The sequence below is a fragment of the Bacteroides cellulosilyticus DSM 14838 genome (genome assembly GCF_000158035.1).
In the GTDB taxonomy this organism is placed as follows: domain Bacteria; phylum Bacteroidota; class Bacteroidia; order Bacteroidales; family Bacteroidaceae; genus Bacteroides; species Bacteroides cellulosilyticus.
In genome coordinates this window covers 753,062-772,835 of record NZ_EQ973495.1, presented here as the reverse complement: position 1 = coordinate 772,835, position 19,774 = coordinate 753,062, and the positions used below count along the sequence as shown (strand labels likewise).

Below are 19,774 nucleotides of genomic sequence, written 5' to 3'. Positions count from 1 at the left end.
TGATATGCCATACATTTCGCGGAATGCCGTGGCGAAGTAAGTGGGATGCGTAAAACCGGTTAATGTGGCTACTTCTGTTATGCTATGCCGCTTGTCGGCCAGCAGGGTAGCTGCCTGCTTCAGACGTAAGTTACGAATGAGTTGTTGTGTAGTCTGATTCGTGAGTTCTTTGAGCTTGCGATGCAGATGTACACGGCTGATACCTACTTCCGTACTGATCATTTCGACGGTTAATGCCGGATTGCCTAAATTCTCATTGATAACGCGCATGACACGTTCCATGAGCCGGTCATCGGGAGATTTTACTTCTGGGATTGAGATTTGTTCCTCCTGATTCTGACGGCCACTGAAAGCATTACGCAATTGTTCCCGGCGGCGGATGAGGTTTAAGACAGTTTTTCTCAGCAACTCAATGCTGAATGGTTTCATCAGATAAGCATCGGCACCGGTATCCAACCCTTCCAGATTGTCCTCCTCGCTGGTACGGGCAGTAAGCAGGATGATGGGTAGATAGTTGATGTTCACATTCTGTCGTATCTTGCGGCAGAGTGTCAAGCCATCCATTTCAGGCATCATCACATCGCTGATTATCAGATCGGGCGTATGGGATAATATCGATGCTAATGCTTCTTTTCCGTTACTGCATTCGGTCATGTAAAAGTCATTGCTCAGTTCGCGGCAAATGTAGTGGCGAATCTCTTCATCGTCTTCTACCACAAGCACATGGCGACGACTGCGTGCACGGACTTTACCGCTGGCTTCTTCATCGTCATCATAAGGCAGCGGGGGGGCTATGGTAGCCGGTTCTGCCGCCGGGATATTTATTAGGGTGTCGGCGGTTGTTGCTTCTTCTATTTCTTCCTTTTTCAAATGCCCGTTTCCCAGCGGTAGCCGTATGATAAACCGGGAACCCGGTCTGCCTTCGCCATTGTCCTCTACGTGAATATTTCCGTAATGCAGCTCCACTAAAGAGCGCGTGAGGTGAAGCCCGATACCTGTTCCTATATTTGAGTTGTTCTGACTGTTGCGTATCTGGTAGAATCGCTCGAATATATGTTCCCGTTCAGTGGAAGCAATGCCGATGCCACTGTCCGCAACTGTAAGTTCAACATATCGGCGCAGGGGTGCATTTTGGGGAAGGTGGGTATCCTCACCTGTGCTGAGGCTGATTTCCACTTGTCCGTTTTCAGGTGTGAACTTACAAGCATTCGACAGTAGGTTCAGGATGATCTTGTCAAAGTTCTTAGGATCTATCCACATTTCTATTTCAGGAGCAGAGGTGTGGAATTTTAAGTCGAGTTTCTTTACCCTTGTCTGTTGTTCGAAGGTTTCTAACAGGTCACGGGTGAAACTAACTATTTCAGCCTTTTTAAACATGAGGGACATTTGTCCTTTGTCTATTTTTCGGATATCCATTAATTGGTTTACCAATTGCAGGATGCGCTCGGCATTCCGTTGTATAGTACTGTAGAGCTTTCTACATTCTGCATCCTTATCTTTTGCCATCAGTTGTTGCAAGGGACTGATGATAAGCGACATCGGAGTTCGTATTTCGTGAGAGATATTAATGAAGAACTGTAACTTTGCTTCGTTAATTTGCTCGGCATGGATGTGTTGCAACATCTTTTGATGCATACGGTAACGATGATGCACCTGCATCACAATGAATCCGATGATTGATAATATCAATAGGACGTATATTAATTTAGCCCAACCCGATGCCCACCATGCCGGATCTATCTGGATGATGATTTCTTTCTCTTCCGAGTAGGCTGTATAGTCTTTGGCTTTCATCCTGAAGTGATAAGTACCCGGTGCCAGATCACTGAAAGAAACTCTGTTGACGCCCGGAGCTAATGCCACCCAGGTTGCCCCATTCATGGAATAAAGATAGGTGATCCGTTCCGGATTATAGAATTCCATGGCTGAGAATTCGATGCTGAACGAGTTGTCTCTATGACATAAACGGAACCGGCTGGCTTCCTGTACTGCTGTTTCTATAACTTCGTGGTTACCGGAACGTGTACCTTTCTTTACAGCTTTATTATGGATGTAGAAGTCGGCAATTCTAACCTCGGGCTTTTTGACTTCTGTAGTGATTTCTGCTGGTCGGAAAAAGGTGATACCATTGATACCTCCAAAGATGAGATATCCATCTTTATCTGTACAGGCTGCATTTTTGCTGAATTCATTTCCTTGTAACCCATTGCCTGCATAGTAGTTGATAAAGGTACCTGTTTCCGGGTCCATGTTTGTGATACCGTAATTGGTACTTATCCATAATCCATGTTGTTTGTCGCCTTGAATGGCACAAATGGTATTATTGGGCAATCCATCGTGTGTAGTATAAGTTTTAGAGCTTCCATTTTTTCCGTCTATATGAATGAGTCCTTTGGTGGTACCTGCCCAGATGTCGCCTTGTTCATCCTCAAAGAGGGTCAGTATGATACTGCCGCTGAATATCCTGTTTTTCCCATAGGTTGAGGCGAAGTTCATTGTGGGTATATCCAGACATCCTAAGCCATCGTAGGTGCCGATATATAACTTATTATTGCTGGTGTACAGCAATGAGGCTACCCAACGGTTGTGGAGTACATTGTAATTCTCCTGATATTCTTTTCCGCTTTCAAAAGTATCGCATCTGTTGACTTTCCCGGTTTTTAGATCGATGTAAAACACGCCTCCGCCCATAACGGCTACCCATAATCGTTCACCGTTCTTGTCTGAAGTCAGATACGATATGTTTTTTACTTCATTCTGATAATGGTCCTGTAATTTATAGTATCGGCACAGGCCGGTCTTGGGGTTCATCTCTGCCAGCCCTTCCAAAGGTGAGGCCAGCCACAATCTGCCGTCTGCTGTCTGGTGGATATGGTTGATTGTGGACGGCACGGAATTAGATGTTTCTTTGTGCTCAAAGTGCAGGGAAGGCTTATTCTTTCCTTTTATACCATATATACCGTCATTGGCTGTTCCGAGCCATAAGGTTCCTTCATTGTCTTTACATACTGCTTTTATACTGTTAGAACCTATTTTATTGGTTGTTACAGATTTGTAGCCCATGTACTTGAATTGGTTTGTTGTAGCCGGAAGAAGCATGACTCCTTTGCCGTTGATACCCAGCCATAAGTTGCCTGCCCGATCCTTTGTGATGGCATGTACATCGGCTTTGCTGAAATCGAAAGTACTGAAACTGAACTCGCTTTCCTTTATCTTCTGTGTATGTATGTCATATACTTTTATGCCGTACCCTATGGTTCCGATATAGATTTTTCCTTGTCCGGCAGCATATATTGTATTGATAGGCAGGCTAGGAAGTATCGGACAGGAGATAGGGATAAAAGTATCTTTCTGCTGGTCGTAGACAAATATTCCTTTGTTAATGTTACTGGCATAGATATTCCCTTTTTCATCCAGGCAAATAGAAGTTACTATATTCCAGGCATTCTCTTTTCCGATGAAATAGTGATATATTTGACCTGACGTGTCAATGCGGTATAACCCCTTTCCTTCTGTAGAAACCCATAGATTTTCGTTTTGGTCTTCGAATAGATAGGTGATGAAAAAACTGGGAACCGGCAGTTGCGCCTCTTTGATAAGAGGTTCTGTTCCTCCTAATGTTAGTGAATAAACGGCATGCCCGGACGTTCCTATTAATAACTCTCCATTCTTACGCTCCAGGATCGTACTGATATGTGCGCTCATGTTTATTCCAGTTTCGTACAGGATGGGGATTTCTTTAAAGAGGTCTGTTGACGGGTCATAAAGTTGTAGCCCGCGTTGAGTACCTATCAGGAAGTTCCCTTTGCTGTCTTCGAAGAGTATCCTTACATTGTTATCTACCAATGAACTGTCGTTTCCTTCTTTGTGTTTGTACACACTGAACTTGGCGCCGTCGTAACGATTAAGTCCGTCTTCGGTGGCTATCCAGATAACTCCGTCTTTGGCTTGATAGATCTGATTGATATTGCTGTTTGATAATTCACGGTCTACTGTAAATAGTTTCTCTGATTGACTGTATCCGTAGGTTGCAAAGAAAAGGAATAAGATGGATAATAGCGTTTTCATAATTACGTTGGGGTTAGCAATTGTGATACAAAAGTAATTGAAAACAGATATTCTCGCAAACATAATATGGAGGAAAACCCCTTTATAAAAGGGGAATGTAACGTATAGCAAATGATGTGTTACATTTCGTGGGATAACTTGAGAGGGGATGAATCGTATTATAGAAAAAGAGGTTACCGTAATGGTAACCTCTTTCCCTAAAAATACAATACTAAAAAGGATTATTTCTTGAAGTAACGGTTGTACAGACCTTCAAAGCCTTTACCGTGACGAGCTTCATCTTTTGCCATTTCATGAACAGTGTCATGGATAGCATCCAGATTCAGAGCTTTTGCACGAGTGGCAATACGTTTCTTGTCTTCGCAAGCGCCTGACTCAGCGTTCATTCTCTTTTCGAGGTTAGTTTTGGTATCCCATACACAGTCACCCAACAGTTCAGCGAACTTAGAAGCATGTTCTGCTTCTTCCCAAGCATAACGCTTGAAAGCTTCAGCTACTTCGGGATAACCTTCACGGTCAGCCTGACGGCTCATAGCCAAATACATACCTACTTCTGTACATTCACCCATGAAGTGGTTGTTCAGGTCTTTAATCATTTCATCATCACAACCTTTAGCTACACCGATCACGTGTTCGTCAGCAAAAGACAGAGGACCGTCTTCTGTGGTTTCTACAACTTCTACGAACTTGCTGGCAGGAGCTTTACACAACGGGCATTTCTCAGGAGCGGCATCACCTTCATATACGTAACCGCATACAGTACATCTAAATTTTTTCATTTTCTTTTTGATTTAATTGAATTAGTTATTCGTTCGTTTTATAAAAAACGTTAGTCTTCTTTACATTGTTTACAGATTCCTTTGTAATAATAATGGATTTCCTGCACTTCGTGTCCATCCATATCCGTATCTACCACTTTTTTTATTGCGTCGTCACACGGCAAGTCATAGATTCTTCCGCAACGCTTGCACAAGAAATGTGAATGTGGAGTGGTGTCGGCATCATAGCATGTGTTACGCTCATCGATGGTAAGCGTTTGTGCGGCTCCTTGTTCGCTCAAAATCTTCAGCGTGTTGTAGACTGTAGTTTTTGAGAGTGTCGGTATAGTAGGAGATAATGCCGTATAAATCTCATCTACCGTCGGATGTGTGCGGTGCTCCATAAGATATTTCATGATAGCAATACGCTGTACCGAGGGTTTAATGTTATGTCCTTGCAATCGTTCTACTACTACTTCCATATTCGTTTAATTCAAACTTGTAATAATTACATTTTTATTTCGCTTGCAAAGATAAAGACTTATTCGATTTTACCAAAAGATTTCCATTCTTTTTTCCTCCTTTTTGTTAAACAGTGTGAATTGGCTGGTAAGGTATTTCTATCCAGAACTCGGAACCTTTACCTATTTCGGAAGAAACTCCGACGGTGGCATGCATCTTTTCAGCAATCATTTGGCAAATGGATAAGCCAAGGCCGGTACCTTGTTTGAAGTTATCCAGCTTTACAAAACGTTGGAAAATAGCTTTCTGCTTTTCGGGAGAAATTCCGCAACCGGTGTCCCGCACATAGAATCGCATGTTTCCGTCTTTGGGTGGATAGTAGCCGACAGTGATACTTCCCTCTGTGGTGTACTTAATGGCATTGGAGAGATAATTGCCAAGTACTTGACCCAGACGATTCTTTTCTGTATAGACGTGGCATTTCTTCATGCCAAACTCTGCAATACATTCCACATTTGCAGGCATTCTAAAATGGAAAGCATCTTCAAGTTTACGAATACAGCCATTGATGTCTACTTCGGTATAACAGAAGTCCAGCAAACCGGCTTCTATCCTGGACAGGTCGAGTATATCGTTAATGAGTTGTAGCAACAGGCAGTTGTTGTCTTCAATAATCCGGATATATTCATGGCTTTCAGGGGTATCAGCCGTTTCGGCAAGAATACTGGAAAAGCCCACGATAGCATTGAGGGGAGTGCGTATCTCATGACTCATATTAGCAAGAAAAGCTGATTTGAGACGGTCGGATTCTTCGGCACGTTCCTTTGCAAGAATCAGCTCCTTTTTATGCTTTTGGGAATGAATATAATAGAAGATATATAGGGTGAAGAATAAAGCGATAAATAGGATTGTCATCCAGATGTAAGTCTTATACTGCTGATAGAAAGTAGGAGGCTGGAAAAAGTAAATAGCGTCTTTCGGATATAAATTTTCTGGTATCTTGCACCATTTCAGGTCGGCAAAGTTCAGATAGGTATGTGCAACTCCGCCATTCTGGTAAGGAATGGAAGAGGCTGTTTCTCCCGATAGGATGCGACTGATTGTGGACATTACCGTATCCGTGAAGTCACGGATAGAGATATAATGTCCGCCAGCATAGAGATTTTCTTGCAGGTTTAAGTCAGCTAATGTAAATACGGGAACTTCCAGGAAGCTGGGGAGTATCTTTTTGAGATGGTCCGACAGATAGTAATTCTTGTTATTTCCATATTGCCGGAGCCATGCGTAATAGATGACGCCGGTGGTTTGCTTGTAACTGGTAAGTGTATCCAGTAATTCTTCTGTACTTATTTGCTCTGAAGATAAAAGTTCCAGTTTTAGATCAGGAAAATCTTTTTGCATCACCGCACTCACGGCTTGGCGGGTAACTGTGCTGATATAACGGTTGTCGGAAATAAAAGCAATCCGGTTGACTTCCGGCTGAAGCTGTTTGATGAGTGTCAGAGTTTCCTTGATGTAATAAGGTTGTTTCAGTACGGTGATATTGTAGTTCTTGTTAAATTCTTCGATAGGGATGCTGTTTGCTTCTGTCAAAGGAGTTTTTGCCAATAATGTTTGCAGAGTAGAGGGAACTCGTCCGCGTGAATAGCAAAGTATGACAGGGATATTTTTCCAGGGGCCGTCGAAAATGGGCGCACTGACCAACCAGCCCGGATCTCCTACGATTATGACAACTTTAGGTGGTGTAGGAAATGTTTGCAGAAGATTATCTTGGGCTTGTTTGACTTCTTCTTCATTGGTAAGCACCGGGACTGCCAGGAAGTATTCATGTAATTCGATATTTCCTTCATAAGGGAAGCGCTTTTGAAGTTCGTTCTGGAAACCGTGAATCCATGCTTCTTCTGCATTGACAGAACTGAGGAATAATATATACTCTTTTTCTTTAGCGGAAACTGACAGGCACCCGATTAGAAGTATCAGGGAAAGTAACCATTTATGGACTGTATTAGGAGCTCTCATGAGTTTTGTATGGCGTGCTTTAAAAATGTTGCTAAAAGTACAAATAATCTTGGATATCTGAGGTGAATGAAGTGATTATTTTGTGTTTATGGATAAATAACCGTATTTTTGCCGCCATATTTTTAAATGACATCCTTATGAATTACGGATATGTAAAGGTAGCGGCGGCTGTGCCCCGTGTGAAGGTAGCGGACTGTAAGTTCAATGCCAGGGAAATTGAAAAGGAAATAATCATAGCCGAGGGGAAAGGTGTGCAGATCATTGCTTTTCCGGAGTTGTGTGTGACGGGATATACATGCGGTGATTTGTTTGCCCAGCAATTATTGCTTGAAGAAGCGGAAATGGGATTGATACAGATTGTAAGTAATACAAGGCAGTTGGATATCATAGCCATACTTGGCATGCCGATAGCGATGAACGGAGTATTGCTGAATGCCGCAGTCGTAATTCAAAAAGGAAAGGTGTTGGGAGTAGTGCCCAAGACTTACCTCCCCAACTACAAGGAATTTTATGAGAAACGCTGGTTTACATCCGCTGTGGATGTAAGTGAAAGGAGCGTGCGCCTTTGTGGACAGGTGGTTCCAATGGGAACTGACTTATTGTTCGAAACTGCGGATACGACGTTCGGCATTGAAATTTGTGAGGATTTATGGGCACCTATTCCGCCCAGTTCTTCACTGGCATTGCAAGGTGCGGAAATTCTGTTTAATCTGTCGGCGGATAATGAAGGGATTGGTAAGCACAACTATTTGTGTTCTTTGATCAGCCAGCAGTCGGCTCGTTGCATTGCCGGTTATGTTTTCTGTTCGTGTGGGTTCGGTGAGTCTACTACGGATGTGGTGTTTGCAGGGAACGGACTGATTTTCGAAAATGGCAGCCTGATAGCTCGCAGCAAGCGTTTCTCTTTCGAGGGACAGGTGATTATCAGTGAAATAGATGTGGAACATTTGCGCACGGAACGTCGAGTTAATACAACTTTTTCCGCTTGTCGGGCGCATTGCGCACCGGGAGAGGCGGTACGTGTTTCCACAGAATATGTAAATAGCAAAGAGCTGAACCTGACGCGTTGTTTTGACCCTCATCCTTTTGTGCCGCAAGGAGTTGAGTTGAACGAGCGTTGCGAGGAAATATTCTCCATACAAGTTTCCGGTTTGGCTCAGCGTCTGGTACACACTGCTGCCAAGAGTGCGGTAGTCGGCATTTCCGGTGGGTTGGATTCTACATTGGCATTACTGGTGTGTGTCAAAACCTTCGATAAATTGGGATGGTCTCGTAAAGATATTATCGGTGTAACAATGCCGGGGTTTGGAACAACAGACCGCACGTATACGAATGCTCTGGATTTGATGAATTCTTTAGGAATCACCGTTCGTGAGGTCAGCATCAAGGAAGCCTGTATTCAGCATTTCAAAGATATAGACCATGATATCGATGTGCATGATGTAGTTTATGAAAATGCTCAGGCACGCGAGCGTACGCAGATACTGATGGATATTGCCAACCAGACTTGGGGAATGGTAATTGGTACGGGCGATCTTTCGGAACTGGCATTGGGCTGGGCTACTTATAATGGAGATCATATGTCCATGTATGGTGTGAATGGAAGTGTGCCTAAGACTTTGGTTAAGTATCTGGTGAAATGGGTAGCCGAGAATGATATGGACGAAGCTTCGCGCATGACGCTGCTGGATATTGTGGATACTCCGATTAGTCCTGAATTGATTCCGGCAGATGAAAACGGCAATATCAAACAGATAACGGAAGATCTGGTAGGTCCTTATGAGCTGCATGATTTCTTTCTGTATTATTTCCTTCGTTGTGGTTTCCGTCCTTCCAAGATATTCTTCCTTGCAGTGCGTACATTTAAGGACGTGTATGATGAAGAGACAATCAAGAAATGGTTGCAGACATTCTTCCGCCGCTTCTTCAATCAACAATTTAAGCGCTCTTGTCTGCCGGACGGACCTAAAGTAGGTAGTATTTCCATCAGTCCGCGCGGGGATTGGCGTATGCCAAGCGATGCATCATCAGAGATGTGGCTTCGGGAAGTAGAGAGCCTTGCTTGATACTATTAGTTTCAAGGCATGAAACTAATAGTTTCTCGGTGTGAAACCAGTAGTTTCACCGGATGAAACTAGCAGTTCCAAGCAATGAAACTGACAGTTCCAAGGCATGAAACTAAGAATGGAAAAGAATAAAACCGGAAGTTTCGCACAGGGAACTTCCGGTTTTATTGTATAAGCTTGTTTGAGAGGAACTTATCTCTGATTCGAAGTCCGGTAGTATTTACGGTAGATAGATTTAAACTCATCACTGTTCCGAAAAGTCTGAAGCCAGCTGTTAAGACTGTCCAATAGAACAGGTGATTGTTTGCTGACTCCCCAGGAATAGAACTGGGTAAAACTGATATCGGTATTGATATCTATCTGTGGAATACTGTCCGTTACGGCACGGGCGATGCTTTCATCGCATACGGCATAATCTATATCCCCATGAGCTACAAGTGATATCAGCTGTTCCGAACCGTATTTATCTATTTCCTTAATATATATAGTGTCACCAATTTCGTTTCCCAGATTGCGAATACGGAGGATGGAAGGTGATCCTTTCACTACGTGCAGGGTTTTACCTGCCAGGTCTAACTGACTTTTAACGAATAAAGAGTCAGTGGGAGATGTGGCTTTGCGTTGTACGAGAACCTGTTTATTAAGTACAATCGGAGTAGTAAGGAGCAAAGAGTCTTTCAGTTCACTGGTGGCTAGAATACCATAAGCGATAACATCGAACTCGCCTGTTGCAAGTCCTTCCAGCCGTTTGTCAAAACTCATTTCGGGAGTGATGGCAGCCTTCCAGCCATGGTCACGGGCAAACGCTTCTATCAGTTCATAATGAAAGCCCGATAAGGTATCTCCGTCAACATAGAAGCTGATGGAGTTGTATTCTGTGGCAGCGCGGATTATTTTCTCGGCTGCGATTTCTGCATAGTCACGCGGATGCCCTTGCTGCTTCTCCTTCTTTAAAAAGAAGGTAGCAATGAAAGCGGCTATTATACCCATAGCTGCGTATTTCAGTATTCTGGCTTTCGAGATTCTCATGTGGAAAGAGTTTTAATCGTAGAAGTTCCATGAAACACCTATCTTTAGCAGGCTCGGGTTGATGGGGTAATGCGGTACGAGGAAAGAGTTACGTGTACCCATGCCTTGATTTACGTGAGAGTACATAGCGAATAACCGTGTACGCTTCAGTTGCAGGTTTGCATAAATGTTCACTATAGGATAACCACCTATCTCTACCTGATCGTTTTCCGGTTGCAGGTGGAATTGCTGAACGGCAGGCGTATAGGCCGGTGCATTATATTTGGTGAAATAGCGCACATCGGCTCCCAATTGCACCGTAAGAACTTTCTTCGCTAACTTGGTCAGGATGTATAAATTGGAGTATAGTGAAAGTTGTGGCAATGGGAGAATTGTTTCATTGCTTGACTTTTGCCAGGTTACTTCGTTATCCAAATGGAAAATACCTGCACGGAAGTTCTGTTTCAGAGTTGCTGAAAGTATTTGTATATTACCGCTATACTGCTCGGGTACAGCTTTCTGGTTGAAATAAGTATAGTTCTTGACGTTTTCTACACCGGCACGAAGATTAGTACCCCAGCGGTCAATGTTTAATTCGCCTTCTACACGGGTACGGAATTCTTTCTCCATATTATCATTGTCCCAGAAGAAATGGTTGGAGTGATAATGCCGCATATAGAAAGATGGGAGTGTATTCGTCACAAAACCTCGTGCGATAAGGTTTACTGTATCTTTTCCCAATCGGAAATTCAAATCCATATTACCATGTACACGGAATTGCCCCAGCGCTTTGTCCATAATACCTATTTCACCATCTATGGAATAGTGAAGGACTTTACCTTGTCGTTTGGCAAGTTCACCGCCTACAAATATTTCTTGTTCTGTGAAGCGGTCTACCGTCATGGAATCTGCATTCATCAGGTCATAACGGCTGAACTTATGAGAGATATAAGCGGTTAATCCTGCTTTGGCATATTTGTTGAAACCTTCCAACAGGGCTATGCCAAAGATGTTCTTTATGCTGAATGCTGTGGTGGAGTCCCGACTGACACTTCCGTTTTTGTTGAAGTAAGTGTTTTCATACATACCCTCCGGTTCGCTGTATGATTGGAAACGATGGCGTGAGCGCTCCACTTTAAAAGTATGAATGAAACTTGTGACAGGGACGAATTCTTCAACATAATTGGTATCTTCTGCCAAGGCAGTGGCGTTGTTAAGGCTATCCAGACTCAGGCTTTTTTTCATTGCAAGCCTTTCTGCTGAAAGACTGTCGGTGCCTAAACTGTCAGCACCTAAACGATCCATACCTAAACTGTCTGTAATGGCAGTGTCGGGAATCATGGCAGTAGATGCTGCCGTGGGAGCGAAGTTCTGTTTAACGCTATTGTTTTGGGCTACTTCTTTCAATACTCTCCGCTTGAATCCTAACCGATAGCGTTGCGTAAGGTAAATATAGAAGTCTTTGTTACGGTTGGAAGTTTGCTCCAGCTTTACAGGAATAGTGGTGGATTCGTATTCTTTCTTACCGTCAGCCATTGTATCGGGGCGGGTAATGTAACCGTCATTAGCTATACCGCCGTTTTCATTCATCTTCATGAAGAAGTTGTTGTAGACAGCTTGCAGTTGGTAGCGTTCGCCAATATAACTTCCGAATATGCCGGCATTGAAGTGCGAAGTAGACTGATTGGAGTAGTATCCACGTCCGTACAGGTAATCGAAATTGAAGCCAAATGCCAACCGTTTGTTTACATTGACAGAAAAATAAGATTTGAATCGCTCTTCACCGTTTACCTTATTACCCGCTTTATAATAAGTCAGATTTGTATAAGGAACATTACTGTTGGTGAAGAATACCTGATCGGGACGAACAAAGAAACTGGAGAATGGCGTCATAAAAATAGTCGGTTCGGTGCTTTCACGATCAAAGAATATACGTGAAAGACGGGGAGAGCCGAGGTTACCCAGGAAATTATATTGTCCCGTCATACCGTCTACCAGGTTTGTATTCTGGAAATTCAAGGAAAGAGTGTCGGCAGGAACGATGGTCCGGTTACCCAGAGTCTCGCTTAATTGCCACATATAGAGTTTAGGCGGAATACTTTGAACGTCAGTGCTGGTATCCAGGCTATCTGGTTGTGTTGACGGGTCAACCTGATTCCCATAGCGGTCACGATTATCCAATGTATTGAGTGGCCGCTGTGCCTGTGCTGCCAGCAATCCCAATACGAATAGAAGTATATATGTCAGTAGAATGCGTCTCATAATTAGGCGCAAAGATACAATAAAAAATTATTCGCTTGCGGAATTCAGCCTTTTTTGCCTATTTTTACAAACGTACTTTTTATTTCTTTGATATAAATATGGTAACTTATAAAATAAGCCCTTGCAAAAAGAAACTATTGCAAGGGCTTATTGATTTATCGTAAGAGTCAATGGAATTATACCTCTTTAATCAATTCCATTCCTTTTTTAATCGCTTCTTCATTCATCGGTATCAAGTGATGATGACGTTCGGGCAAGGTCTTCTTCAAGCCTCTGAGTACGCTATCCAGCGTAACCATCGGTTTCAGTTTCAGCAATCCACCCAGTACGATCATGTTGAATGCTTTGGCATTATTCATTTCATTGGCTGCATCCATTGCGTCGATGCGATACACTTTGATATCTTTACGCGTCGGCGGGTTGATGATGCCATATCCGTCGTAAATCAGGATACCGCCCGTCTTTACCTTACTTTCGAATTTCTCCAGTGAGGGCTGGTTCAGAATAATGGCAGCGTCATACTTGCTCAGAATAGGAGAAGAGATTTTCTCATCGCTTACAATCACCGTAACGTTGGCTGTACCACCACGCTGTTCCGGTCCGTAAGCGGGCATCCAGCTCACTTCCTTATCTTCCATCAGTCCCGAGTATGCCAAAATCTTTCCCATAGACAATACGCCTTGTCCACCGAAGCCTGCTATAATGATTTCTTCTTTCATTGTTCTTTTCTTTTAGTTGACGAGGTTGCAGTTGACAAGTTGACGAGGAAGCATCTCCTCCTTGTTAACTTGTTCCCTCGTTTCCTTGTTAACTGATTTATCTGTCTTTCAAGTCACCCAGCGGATAGAACGGGAACATGTGCTCTTCCATCCATTTGTTAGATTGCGCAGGTGTCTGTTTCCAACCGGAGTTACAAGTAGAAACGATTTCTACCAGGTTGGAGCCTTTGCCTGCCATGGAGTTCTCGAATGCTTTGCGGATGGCTTTCTTTGCTTTGCGGATAGCACCGACTGTTTGTACACTCTGGCGGGTAACGTAAGCGGTTCCTTCCAGTTGTGCGGCGATATCTGCCATCTTCAGCGGATAACCGTGCAAATGAACATCACGTCCGTAAGGACTGGTAGAAGTCTTCATGCCGACCAAGGTAGTAGGAGCCATCTGTCCACCCGTCATACCATAAATGGCGTTGTTGATGAAGATGATGGTGATATTCTCACCGCGGTTCAGTGCATGGATTGTTTCTGCCGTACCGATACATGCCAGGTCACCGTCTCCTTGGTAAGTGAATACCAGTCTGTCCGGCCACAGGCGCTTGATCGCAGTGGCAAGAGCGGGTGCACGTCCGTGTGCGGCTTCTTGCCAGTCAATATCCAGATAGTTATAGATGAACACGGCACATCCCACGGGGGAGATACCTACTGCTTTGTCTTCCATGCCCATTTCTTCGATTACTTCGGCTATCAGCTTGTGTACCACACCGTGGCTGCATCCCGGACAGTAGTGCATGGGATTATCGTTCATCAGAGTCGGTTTCTTATAAACCAGATTCTCAGGCTTGATAATATCTTCTTTTGTCATAATCACTTCTCCTTATCTGTTGGTGAACCGTATAAAAAACTCCATCAGTTTGACGAATATTGCTGCGCCACAAACGTAGATGAACAGTTTGAAGTCATCCTTTGCAACGAAATATACGATGATAGCTGCCAAGGCAAGTATCATAAAGAGTATATTCAATACGCTTCTTATCTTATCAGGGTTCATTTCTCGATTAATTTTTCTTTCAGTGCACTTACAATCTCTTCCGGATCGGGTACGATACCGCCGAGACGCCCGAAGTGTTCTACTTTTACTTTACCATTCACAGAGAGGCGTACATCTTCAACCATCTGTCCCGCATTCAATTCGGTAACCAGCATGCCTTTCACTTTTTCAGAATAGGCTGCAATGGCTTTTGTGGGGAAGGGCCAAAGGGTAATGGGGCGCAGTATACCGACTTTGATACCTTCTTCGCGTGCAAGTTCCATTGCTTTCTGTCCGATACGGGCCATAGAACCGAAGGCGATAATCAGGTAATCGGCATCTTCACAATTGATTTCTTCGAAACGTACTTCGTTTTCTTCAATCAGTTTGTATTTAGCCTGGAAGCGGATGTTATTCTTTTCCATCTCTTCCGGTTTCAATTCCAAAGAAGTAATGATATTGGGCTTGCGTCCGTTTACTCTACCGGTAGTAGCCCACGGGCATTGCTCGATAACTTCTGCATCTGTACGGCGGGGCTTTTGCGGAGGCAATACAACCTTTTCCATCATCTGACCGATAACACCGTCGGCAAGAATGATAGCCGGGTTGCGATATTTGAAGGCAAGATCAAAGGCCAATCCAACGAAATCAGCCATTTCCTGTACGGAAGCGGGAGCCAAAGTGATCAGACGGTAGTCACCGTGACCTCCACCCTTGACAGTCTGGAAGTAGTCTGCCTGACTGGGTTGGATGGTTCCCAATCCGGGGCCGCCGCGCATTACGTTTACAATCAAACAGGGTAATTCGGCACCTGCCAGGTAGGAGATACCTTCTTGTTTCAGGCTGACACCGGGGCTGGACGATGAGGTTAATACCATCTTTCCACTTCCGGCACCGCCGTACACCATATTAATAGCTGCCACTTCACTTTCTGCCTGTAGCACTACCATGCCGGTAGTTTCCCAGGGCTTCAGTTCGGCAAGAGTTTCCAATACTTCCGATTGCGGAGTAATAGGATAACCGAAGTATCCATCAGCACCGCAACGGATAGCGGCGTGGGCGATGGCTTCGTTTCCTTTCATTAATACAACTTCTTCTGCCATATTCTACTGATTTACAGATTTATTCAACTTTTACTTTAAAAACAGAGATACATCCGTCCGGGCAAACCTGGGCGCACGACGCACAGCCGTTGCAGGTATCTTCCAATATTTGGTGGGCATAGTTATACCCTTTTACGTTCACCTCTTTGGTGAGGGCTATTACATGCAGAGGACAGGCTACCACGCATAGATTGCAGCCTTTGCACCGTTCGGTGTCCACTACGATTGCTCCTTTAATCTTTGCCATAATTTACGTTACTTTTATATGTTATTGATTGTACATATCCTTATTGAAGAAATTCAGGATATCCATTGCCATACGATAGGCTTCACGGGCAGGGCTGTCGGGATTGAGGTCGATAGCATACTGGTAGTTGTTTAAAGCCAGTTGCCAGTTGCCTTGTTTACGGTAGGCATTTCCCAGGAGATAGAAAGCTTCGTCCCGGTCGGTAGAGTCGGTGATCAGATATTCATCGAGCTGCCGGATAGCTTCTGCTACATCTCCTTGATTGATAAGCTCTTTGATAGTTTTCAGTTGCTCCATATCGTATTGAGTTCCGGATTATTGGAATACAAAGATAGTTTTTATTTAGAGACAACGAACAAGTATTCTGTGAAAAATAAGAAAAATGGGGAAATATGAAGCCCGAAGTTAAATGAAATTCTGTCAGAATGTCACAACTTCGGGCGTATATGATGTAAAATGGGTTTTGCTACTTTACAAGTTTTCCATTTATATAGAGATTTTTGAACGTAACGTCTTTTGCTCCTTTTATGTCATTTCCATCTTTGGCAACATTATTAAAGTGGGAGTCTTCAACGCTGATATTGTACACATGATCATCGTCGTCGAGACCGATAATAAGGACACCAAGTTTGCTCTTTTCGCAGGTTACATTCTTTAGGTGAACGTTGCGGACAGTAGGAGTAAAACCGCGGTTGCAGTTCTCCCGGTTTTCGTATTGCAGGTTGATGCGCAGCACGGCTTCGCGACACTGTCCTACGGTGACGTTACGCACGAATACATTTTCAATCAGTCCGCCGCGGCAGGTGCTGGTCTTGATGCGGATCACACGGTCGAGGTCTGGGCTATCCATCTTACAGTTTTCTACATACAGGTTGCGGTATCCGCCGGAGATTTCGCTACCGATGACTACACCTCCATGTCCTTTCTTCATATAGCAACCGCGTACAATGATGTTCTCGCTGGGAACACCCCATTTACGTCCGTCCTGGTTACGTCCGGACTTGATAGCAATACAGTCATCTCCGGTATCGAAGGTACAGTTCTCTATCAATACATTTTTGCAAGATTCGGGGTCGCAGCCATCGCCATTGGGACCGCGATTATAAACGTATACACCGCGTACAGTGAGACTTTCGCAGAATAGCGGGTGAATAACCCAGAAAGGGGAATTCAATAAAGTAACATCTTCTATCAGCACTGTATTACATGAGTACAGGTTGATAAGTTGCGGACGTAATCCGTCTTCAGGTGTCATTACACGTTTATAAATAGGAGTGGAGGTTTCACCGTACATCAGCAGGCGTTCCCGTCCTCCGTTGCGTTGTGCCACCATGCCCTCTTTCCAGCCATAACGGGGAGCGCCACACATAGGCCACCAGGTTTCGTTGGAGCCTTGTCCGTCGATAGTTCCTTTACCGGTGATGGCGATATTTGTTTCACCGTATGCATAAATCAACGGGCGGGCATTATAGCAGTCTATTCCTTCCCAACGGGTGATAACTCCGGGAAAGTAGAGGCTCTGATCGGTTGAAAATTTCAATACGGCTCCTTCTTCTACATGAAAGTTGACGTTGCTTTTCAGTGTGATGGGACCTGTGTAGAATGTACCTTTTGGAACTACAACCGTACCACCACCATTCAGGCAACATGTAACGATAGCCTGGTTGATTGCTTCATGGCAGGGAGCATCCGGGGTGTCGGGTTTGGCGCCGAAGTCCGTAATGAGGTACGTTTGTTTGGGGAAAGATGTTTTCTTGATTTGCTTTTCAATCTTTGTACTCTCCTTGAAAGCCTTATCGAAATCTATCGAGTTGGCAGTTGCCAATGTGGCCGAGAGAAGCAGGGAAATAATTCCGAGTACTTTTTTCATGCGTTTCCAGTTTTACTTTAAATGGTTATTAGATATGCAGGCAAAAGTACGGAAAGTGACTCTATTATAGGGAAGAGTTTTTGGCATAAAAGGTGTAAAAATTGATGTGTTTATACTTCTTAGCTCTGAGGAAGGTGTATAAACTAAACTAAAAAACACTTGCGGGTGTGTAAGCCTTCACTACTGCAAGTGTTGCCTTACACATCCGCAAGCGTCACCTTACACTACTGCAAGTACCAGTTCCCGCACCTGCAAGTGTAATTTCGAGTTGGGATGATTATCTCACCGGTATTTTATCAATACGCTTCTGATGGCGTCCACCCTCAAACTGTGTGCTGAAGAATTCTCTCATAATCATATCAGCTTCTTCTGTGCTGATAAAACGTCCCGGCATGACGAGTACGTTGGCATCATTATGCTGGCGAGCCAGATGAGCAATTTCCGCAGTCCAGCAAAGTGCAGCACGAATACCCTGATGTTTGTTCAGTGTCATGCTGATACCTTCACCACTTCCGCAGATAGCAATACCCGGGTAACACTCTCCGGCTTCAACGGCCAATGCCAGGGGATGAGCAAAATCTGCATAGTCGCAGCTCTCCGTTGTATAGGTGCCGAAGTCTTTGTATTCCCATCCTTTAGTTTCCAACCACCCCTTGATGTATTGTTTCAATTCAAATCCGGCGTGGTCGGAACAAATTCCAATTGTTTTCATTTTCTGTTGTAGTATGATTGATTTAGAGGCTCTATAATGGGATATCAGGTGAAAAATATTTCGCCCCTACAAGCCTGTTACAACCTGTAGGGGCGAATAATCATTCGCCCGGTATGCACCAGGGCTTTTTATAACATTGCTTTTACTTGCTTATAAACGTTATCAGCAGTAAAACCTAACTTCTGATCCAGTACTTTGTAAGGAGCTGAGAAACCGAAAGATTCCAATCCCCAAATTTTACCGTGAGCACCTACCAAACCTTGCAGGTTTACAGGCAGACCGGCTGTCAGACCGAAGACTTTTGCGTCAGCAGGGATAACACCTTCCTGATATCCCGGAGCCTGGCTGCGGAACAAACCTTCGGAAGGAGCAGATACGATACGTACTTTCACGCCATCTTTGCGCAATAATTCGGTTCCTGCCACCAGTGTAGATACTTCTGAGCCCGAAGCTACCAATATCACATCCGGGTTTTCATCAGAACCTGCTACAATGTAAGCACCCTTGGCTGCCTGAGAGTAGTCGTTTCCAGCGGGCAACATAGCGATATCTTGGCGAGAGAAGATCAAACCGGTCGGAGTGGTAGTATTCTCCATAGCCAGTTTCCATGCAATTGTTGTTTCTTCTGCATCTGCCGGACGGAGAACCAACATAGAGTTGTGTCCTTTGTGGTTTTTCAGTTTTTCCATCAGACGGATCTGAGCTTCTTGTTCTACCGGTTCATGAGTAGGACCGTCTTCACCTACACGGAATGCGTCGTGCGTCCAAATGAACTTCACGGGAACTTCCATCAGTGCAGCCATACGTACGGCAGGTTTCATATAGTCAGAGAATACGAAGAATGTTCCGCAAGCAGGGATTACACCACCATGCAGTGCCATACCGATACAGCAGCAAGCCATAGTCAGCTCGGCAACACCAGCCTGGAAGAATGCACCGCTGAAATCACCTTTCTTGAAAGCATGCGTCTTTTTCAGGAAGCCGTCTGTCTTATCAGAGTTTGAAAGGTCGGCGGAAGCAACGATCATGTTTTCTACTTGAGTAGCAAGAGCGCCCAATACGGTAGCTGATGCAGCACGTGTAGCAGCACCTGCTTTTTGCTCGATAGCTGCCCAGTTTACTTCAGGAGCTTTACCAGAGAAGAACAGGTCGAGTTTGGCAGCCTTTTCAGGATTAGCCTTTGCCCATTCTGATTTTGCAGCATATTTCTTAGCCATAATTTCCTTCAGTTCGGCAGCACGCTTTGCGTACAGTTCCTTCACTTCGGGGAAGATTACGAATGGATTTGTCGGATCACCACCGAGGTTCTTGATGGTATTTACGTAAGCGTCACCACCTAGAGGAGCACCGTGAGTAGCACAGTTAGCTTCGTAGCTGCTGCCATCTGCCTTGCGTGCACCCTTACCCATTACGGTATGACCGATAATCAGGGTAGGACGTTCGTTTTCTGCTTTCG

15 protein-coding genes are annotated in these 19,774 nt (G+C 44.3%); 1 reads left to right on the top strand and 14 read right to left on the bottom strand.

The window, feature by feature from the left end:
• The 4 genes from BACCELL_RS25205 to BACCELL_RS25190 all read right to left on the bottom strand — a co-directional run.
• Nucleotides 1-4,068, bottom strand: a 4,068-nt coding sequence (locus tag BACCELL_RS25205) for a hybrid sensor histidine kinase/response regulator transcription factor (protein ID WP_044154373.1), incomplete at its 3' end; no start/stop codon positions are given.
• A gap of 221 nt (nt 4,069-4,289) precedes the next feature.
• Nucleotides 4,290-4,847: an NADH peroxidase gene (locus tag BACCELL_RS25200; RefSeq protein WP_007215010.1), complete on the bottom strand. Its 558-nt coding sequence runs from the start codon at nt 4,845-4,847 to the stop codon at nt 4,290-4,292.
• A gap of 50 nt (nt 4,848-4,897) precedes the next feature.
• A complete protein-coding gene (locus BACCELL_RS25195) occupies nt 4,898-5,308 on the bottom strand; it encodes a Fur family transcriptional regulator (RefSeq protein ID WP_007215009.1) in 411 nt (136 codons plus the stop codon).
• A gap of 106 nt (nt 5,309-5,414) precedes the next feature.
• Entirely contained in the window at nt 5,415-7,307 is a 1,893-nt protein-coding gene (locus BACCELL_RS25190; protein WP_007215008.1) for a sensor histidine kinase, read from the bottom strand.
• Between the two features lie 137 nt (nt 7,308-7,444).
• Here BACCELL_RS25190 and BACCELL_RS25185 point away from each other — a divergent pair, with 137 nt between their 5' ends.
• Nucleotides 7,445-9,373, top strand: a complete 1,929-nt coding sequence (locus tag BACCELL_RS25185) for an NAD(+) synthase (protein WP_022210014.1) — start codon at nt 7,445-7,447, stop codon at nt 9,371-9,373.
• 192 nt (nt 9,374-9,565) lie between these two features.
• Here BACCELL_RS25185 and BACCELL_RS25180 read toward each other — a convergent pair whose 3' ends face one another.
• From BACCELL_RS25180 to BACCELL_RS25140, 10 genes are all read right to left on the bottom strand, one after another.
• On the bottom strand, nt 9,566-10,402 hold the full coding sequence (locus BACCELL_RS25180) for a transporter substrate-binding domain-containing protein (RefSeq protein WP_007215006.1): 837 nt from the start codon (nt 10,400-10,402) through the stop codon (nt 9,566-9,568).
• 12 nt (nt 10,403-10,414) lie between these two features.
• On the bottom strand, nt 10,415-12,643 hold the full coding sequence (locus tag BACCELL_RS25175; RefSeq protein WP_007215005.1) for a putative porin: 2,229 nt from the start codon (nt 12,641-12,643) through the stop codon (nt 10,415-10,417).
• 176 nt (nt 12,644-12,819) lie between these two features.
• Nucleotides 12,820-13,362 carry a 2-oxoacid:ferredoxin oxidoreductase subunit gamma family protein gene (locus BACCELL_RS25170; protein WP_007215003.1) on the bottom strand — a complete coding sequence of 181 codons (543 nt, stop codon included), beginning with the start codon at nt 13,360-13,362 and terminating at the stop codon, nt 12,820-12,822.
• 97 nt (nt 13,363-13,459) lie between these two features.
• Complete coding sequence (locus tag BACCELL_RS25165; protein WP_007215002.1) at nt 13,460-14,221, bottom strand: thiamine pyrophosphate-dependent enzyme; 762 nt, start codon at nt 14,219-14,221, stop codon at nt 13,460-13,462.
• 182 nt (nt 14,222-14,403) lie between these two features.
• Nucleotides 14,404-15,489, bottom strand: a complete 1,086-nt coding sequence (locus tag BACCELL_RS25160) for a 3-methyl-2-oxobutanoate dehydrogenase subunit VorB (RefSeq protein ID WP_007215000.1) — start codon at nt 15,487-15,489, stop codon at nt 14,404-14,406.
• A gap of 19 nt (nt 15,490-15,508) precedes the next feature.
• Nucleotides 15,509-15,736, bottom strand: a complete 228-nt coding sequence (locus BACCELL_RS26290; RefSeq protein WP_007217729.1) for a ferredoxin family protein — start codon at nt 15,734-15,736, stop codon at nt 15,509-15,511.
• Between the two features lie 21 nt (nt 15,737-15,757).
• Entirely contained in the window at nt 15,758-16,033 is a 276-nt protein-coding gene (locus tag BACCELL_RS25155) for a tetratricopeptide repeat protein (RefSeq protein ID WP_007214998.1), read from the bottom strand.
• A 169-nt stretch (nt 16,034-16,202) separates the two neighbouring features.
• A complete protein-coding gene (locus tag BACCELL_RS25150) occupies nt 16,203-17,606 on the bottom strand; it encodes a glycoside hydrolase family 28 protein (protein ID WP_007214997.1) in 1,404 nt (467 codons plus the stop codon).
• A 277-nt stretch (nt 17,607-17,883) separates the two neighbouring features.
• The gene (rpiB, locus tag BACCELL_RS25145) at nt 17,884-18,318 is read right to left on the bottom strand and encodes a ribose 5-phosphate isomerase B (protein ID WP_007214996.1); all 435 of its coding nucleotides are present in this window, start codon (nt 18,316-18,318) and stop codon (nt 17,884-17,886) included.
• Nucleotides 18,319-18,446: 128 nt separating this feature from the next.
• On the bottom strand, nt 18,447-19,774 hold a 1,328-nt coding region (locus BACCELL_RS25140; RefSeq protein WP_007214995.1), incomplete at its 5' end, for a transketolase-like TK C-terminal-containing protein.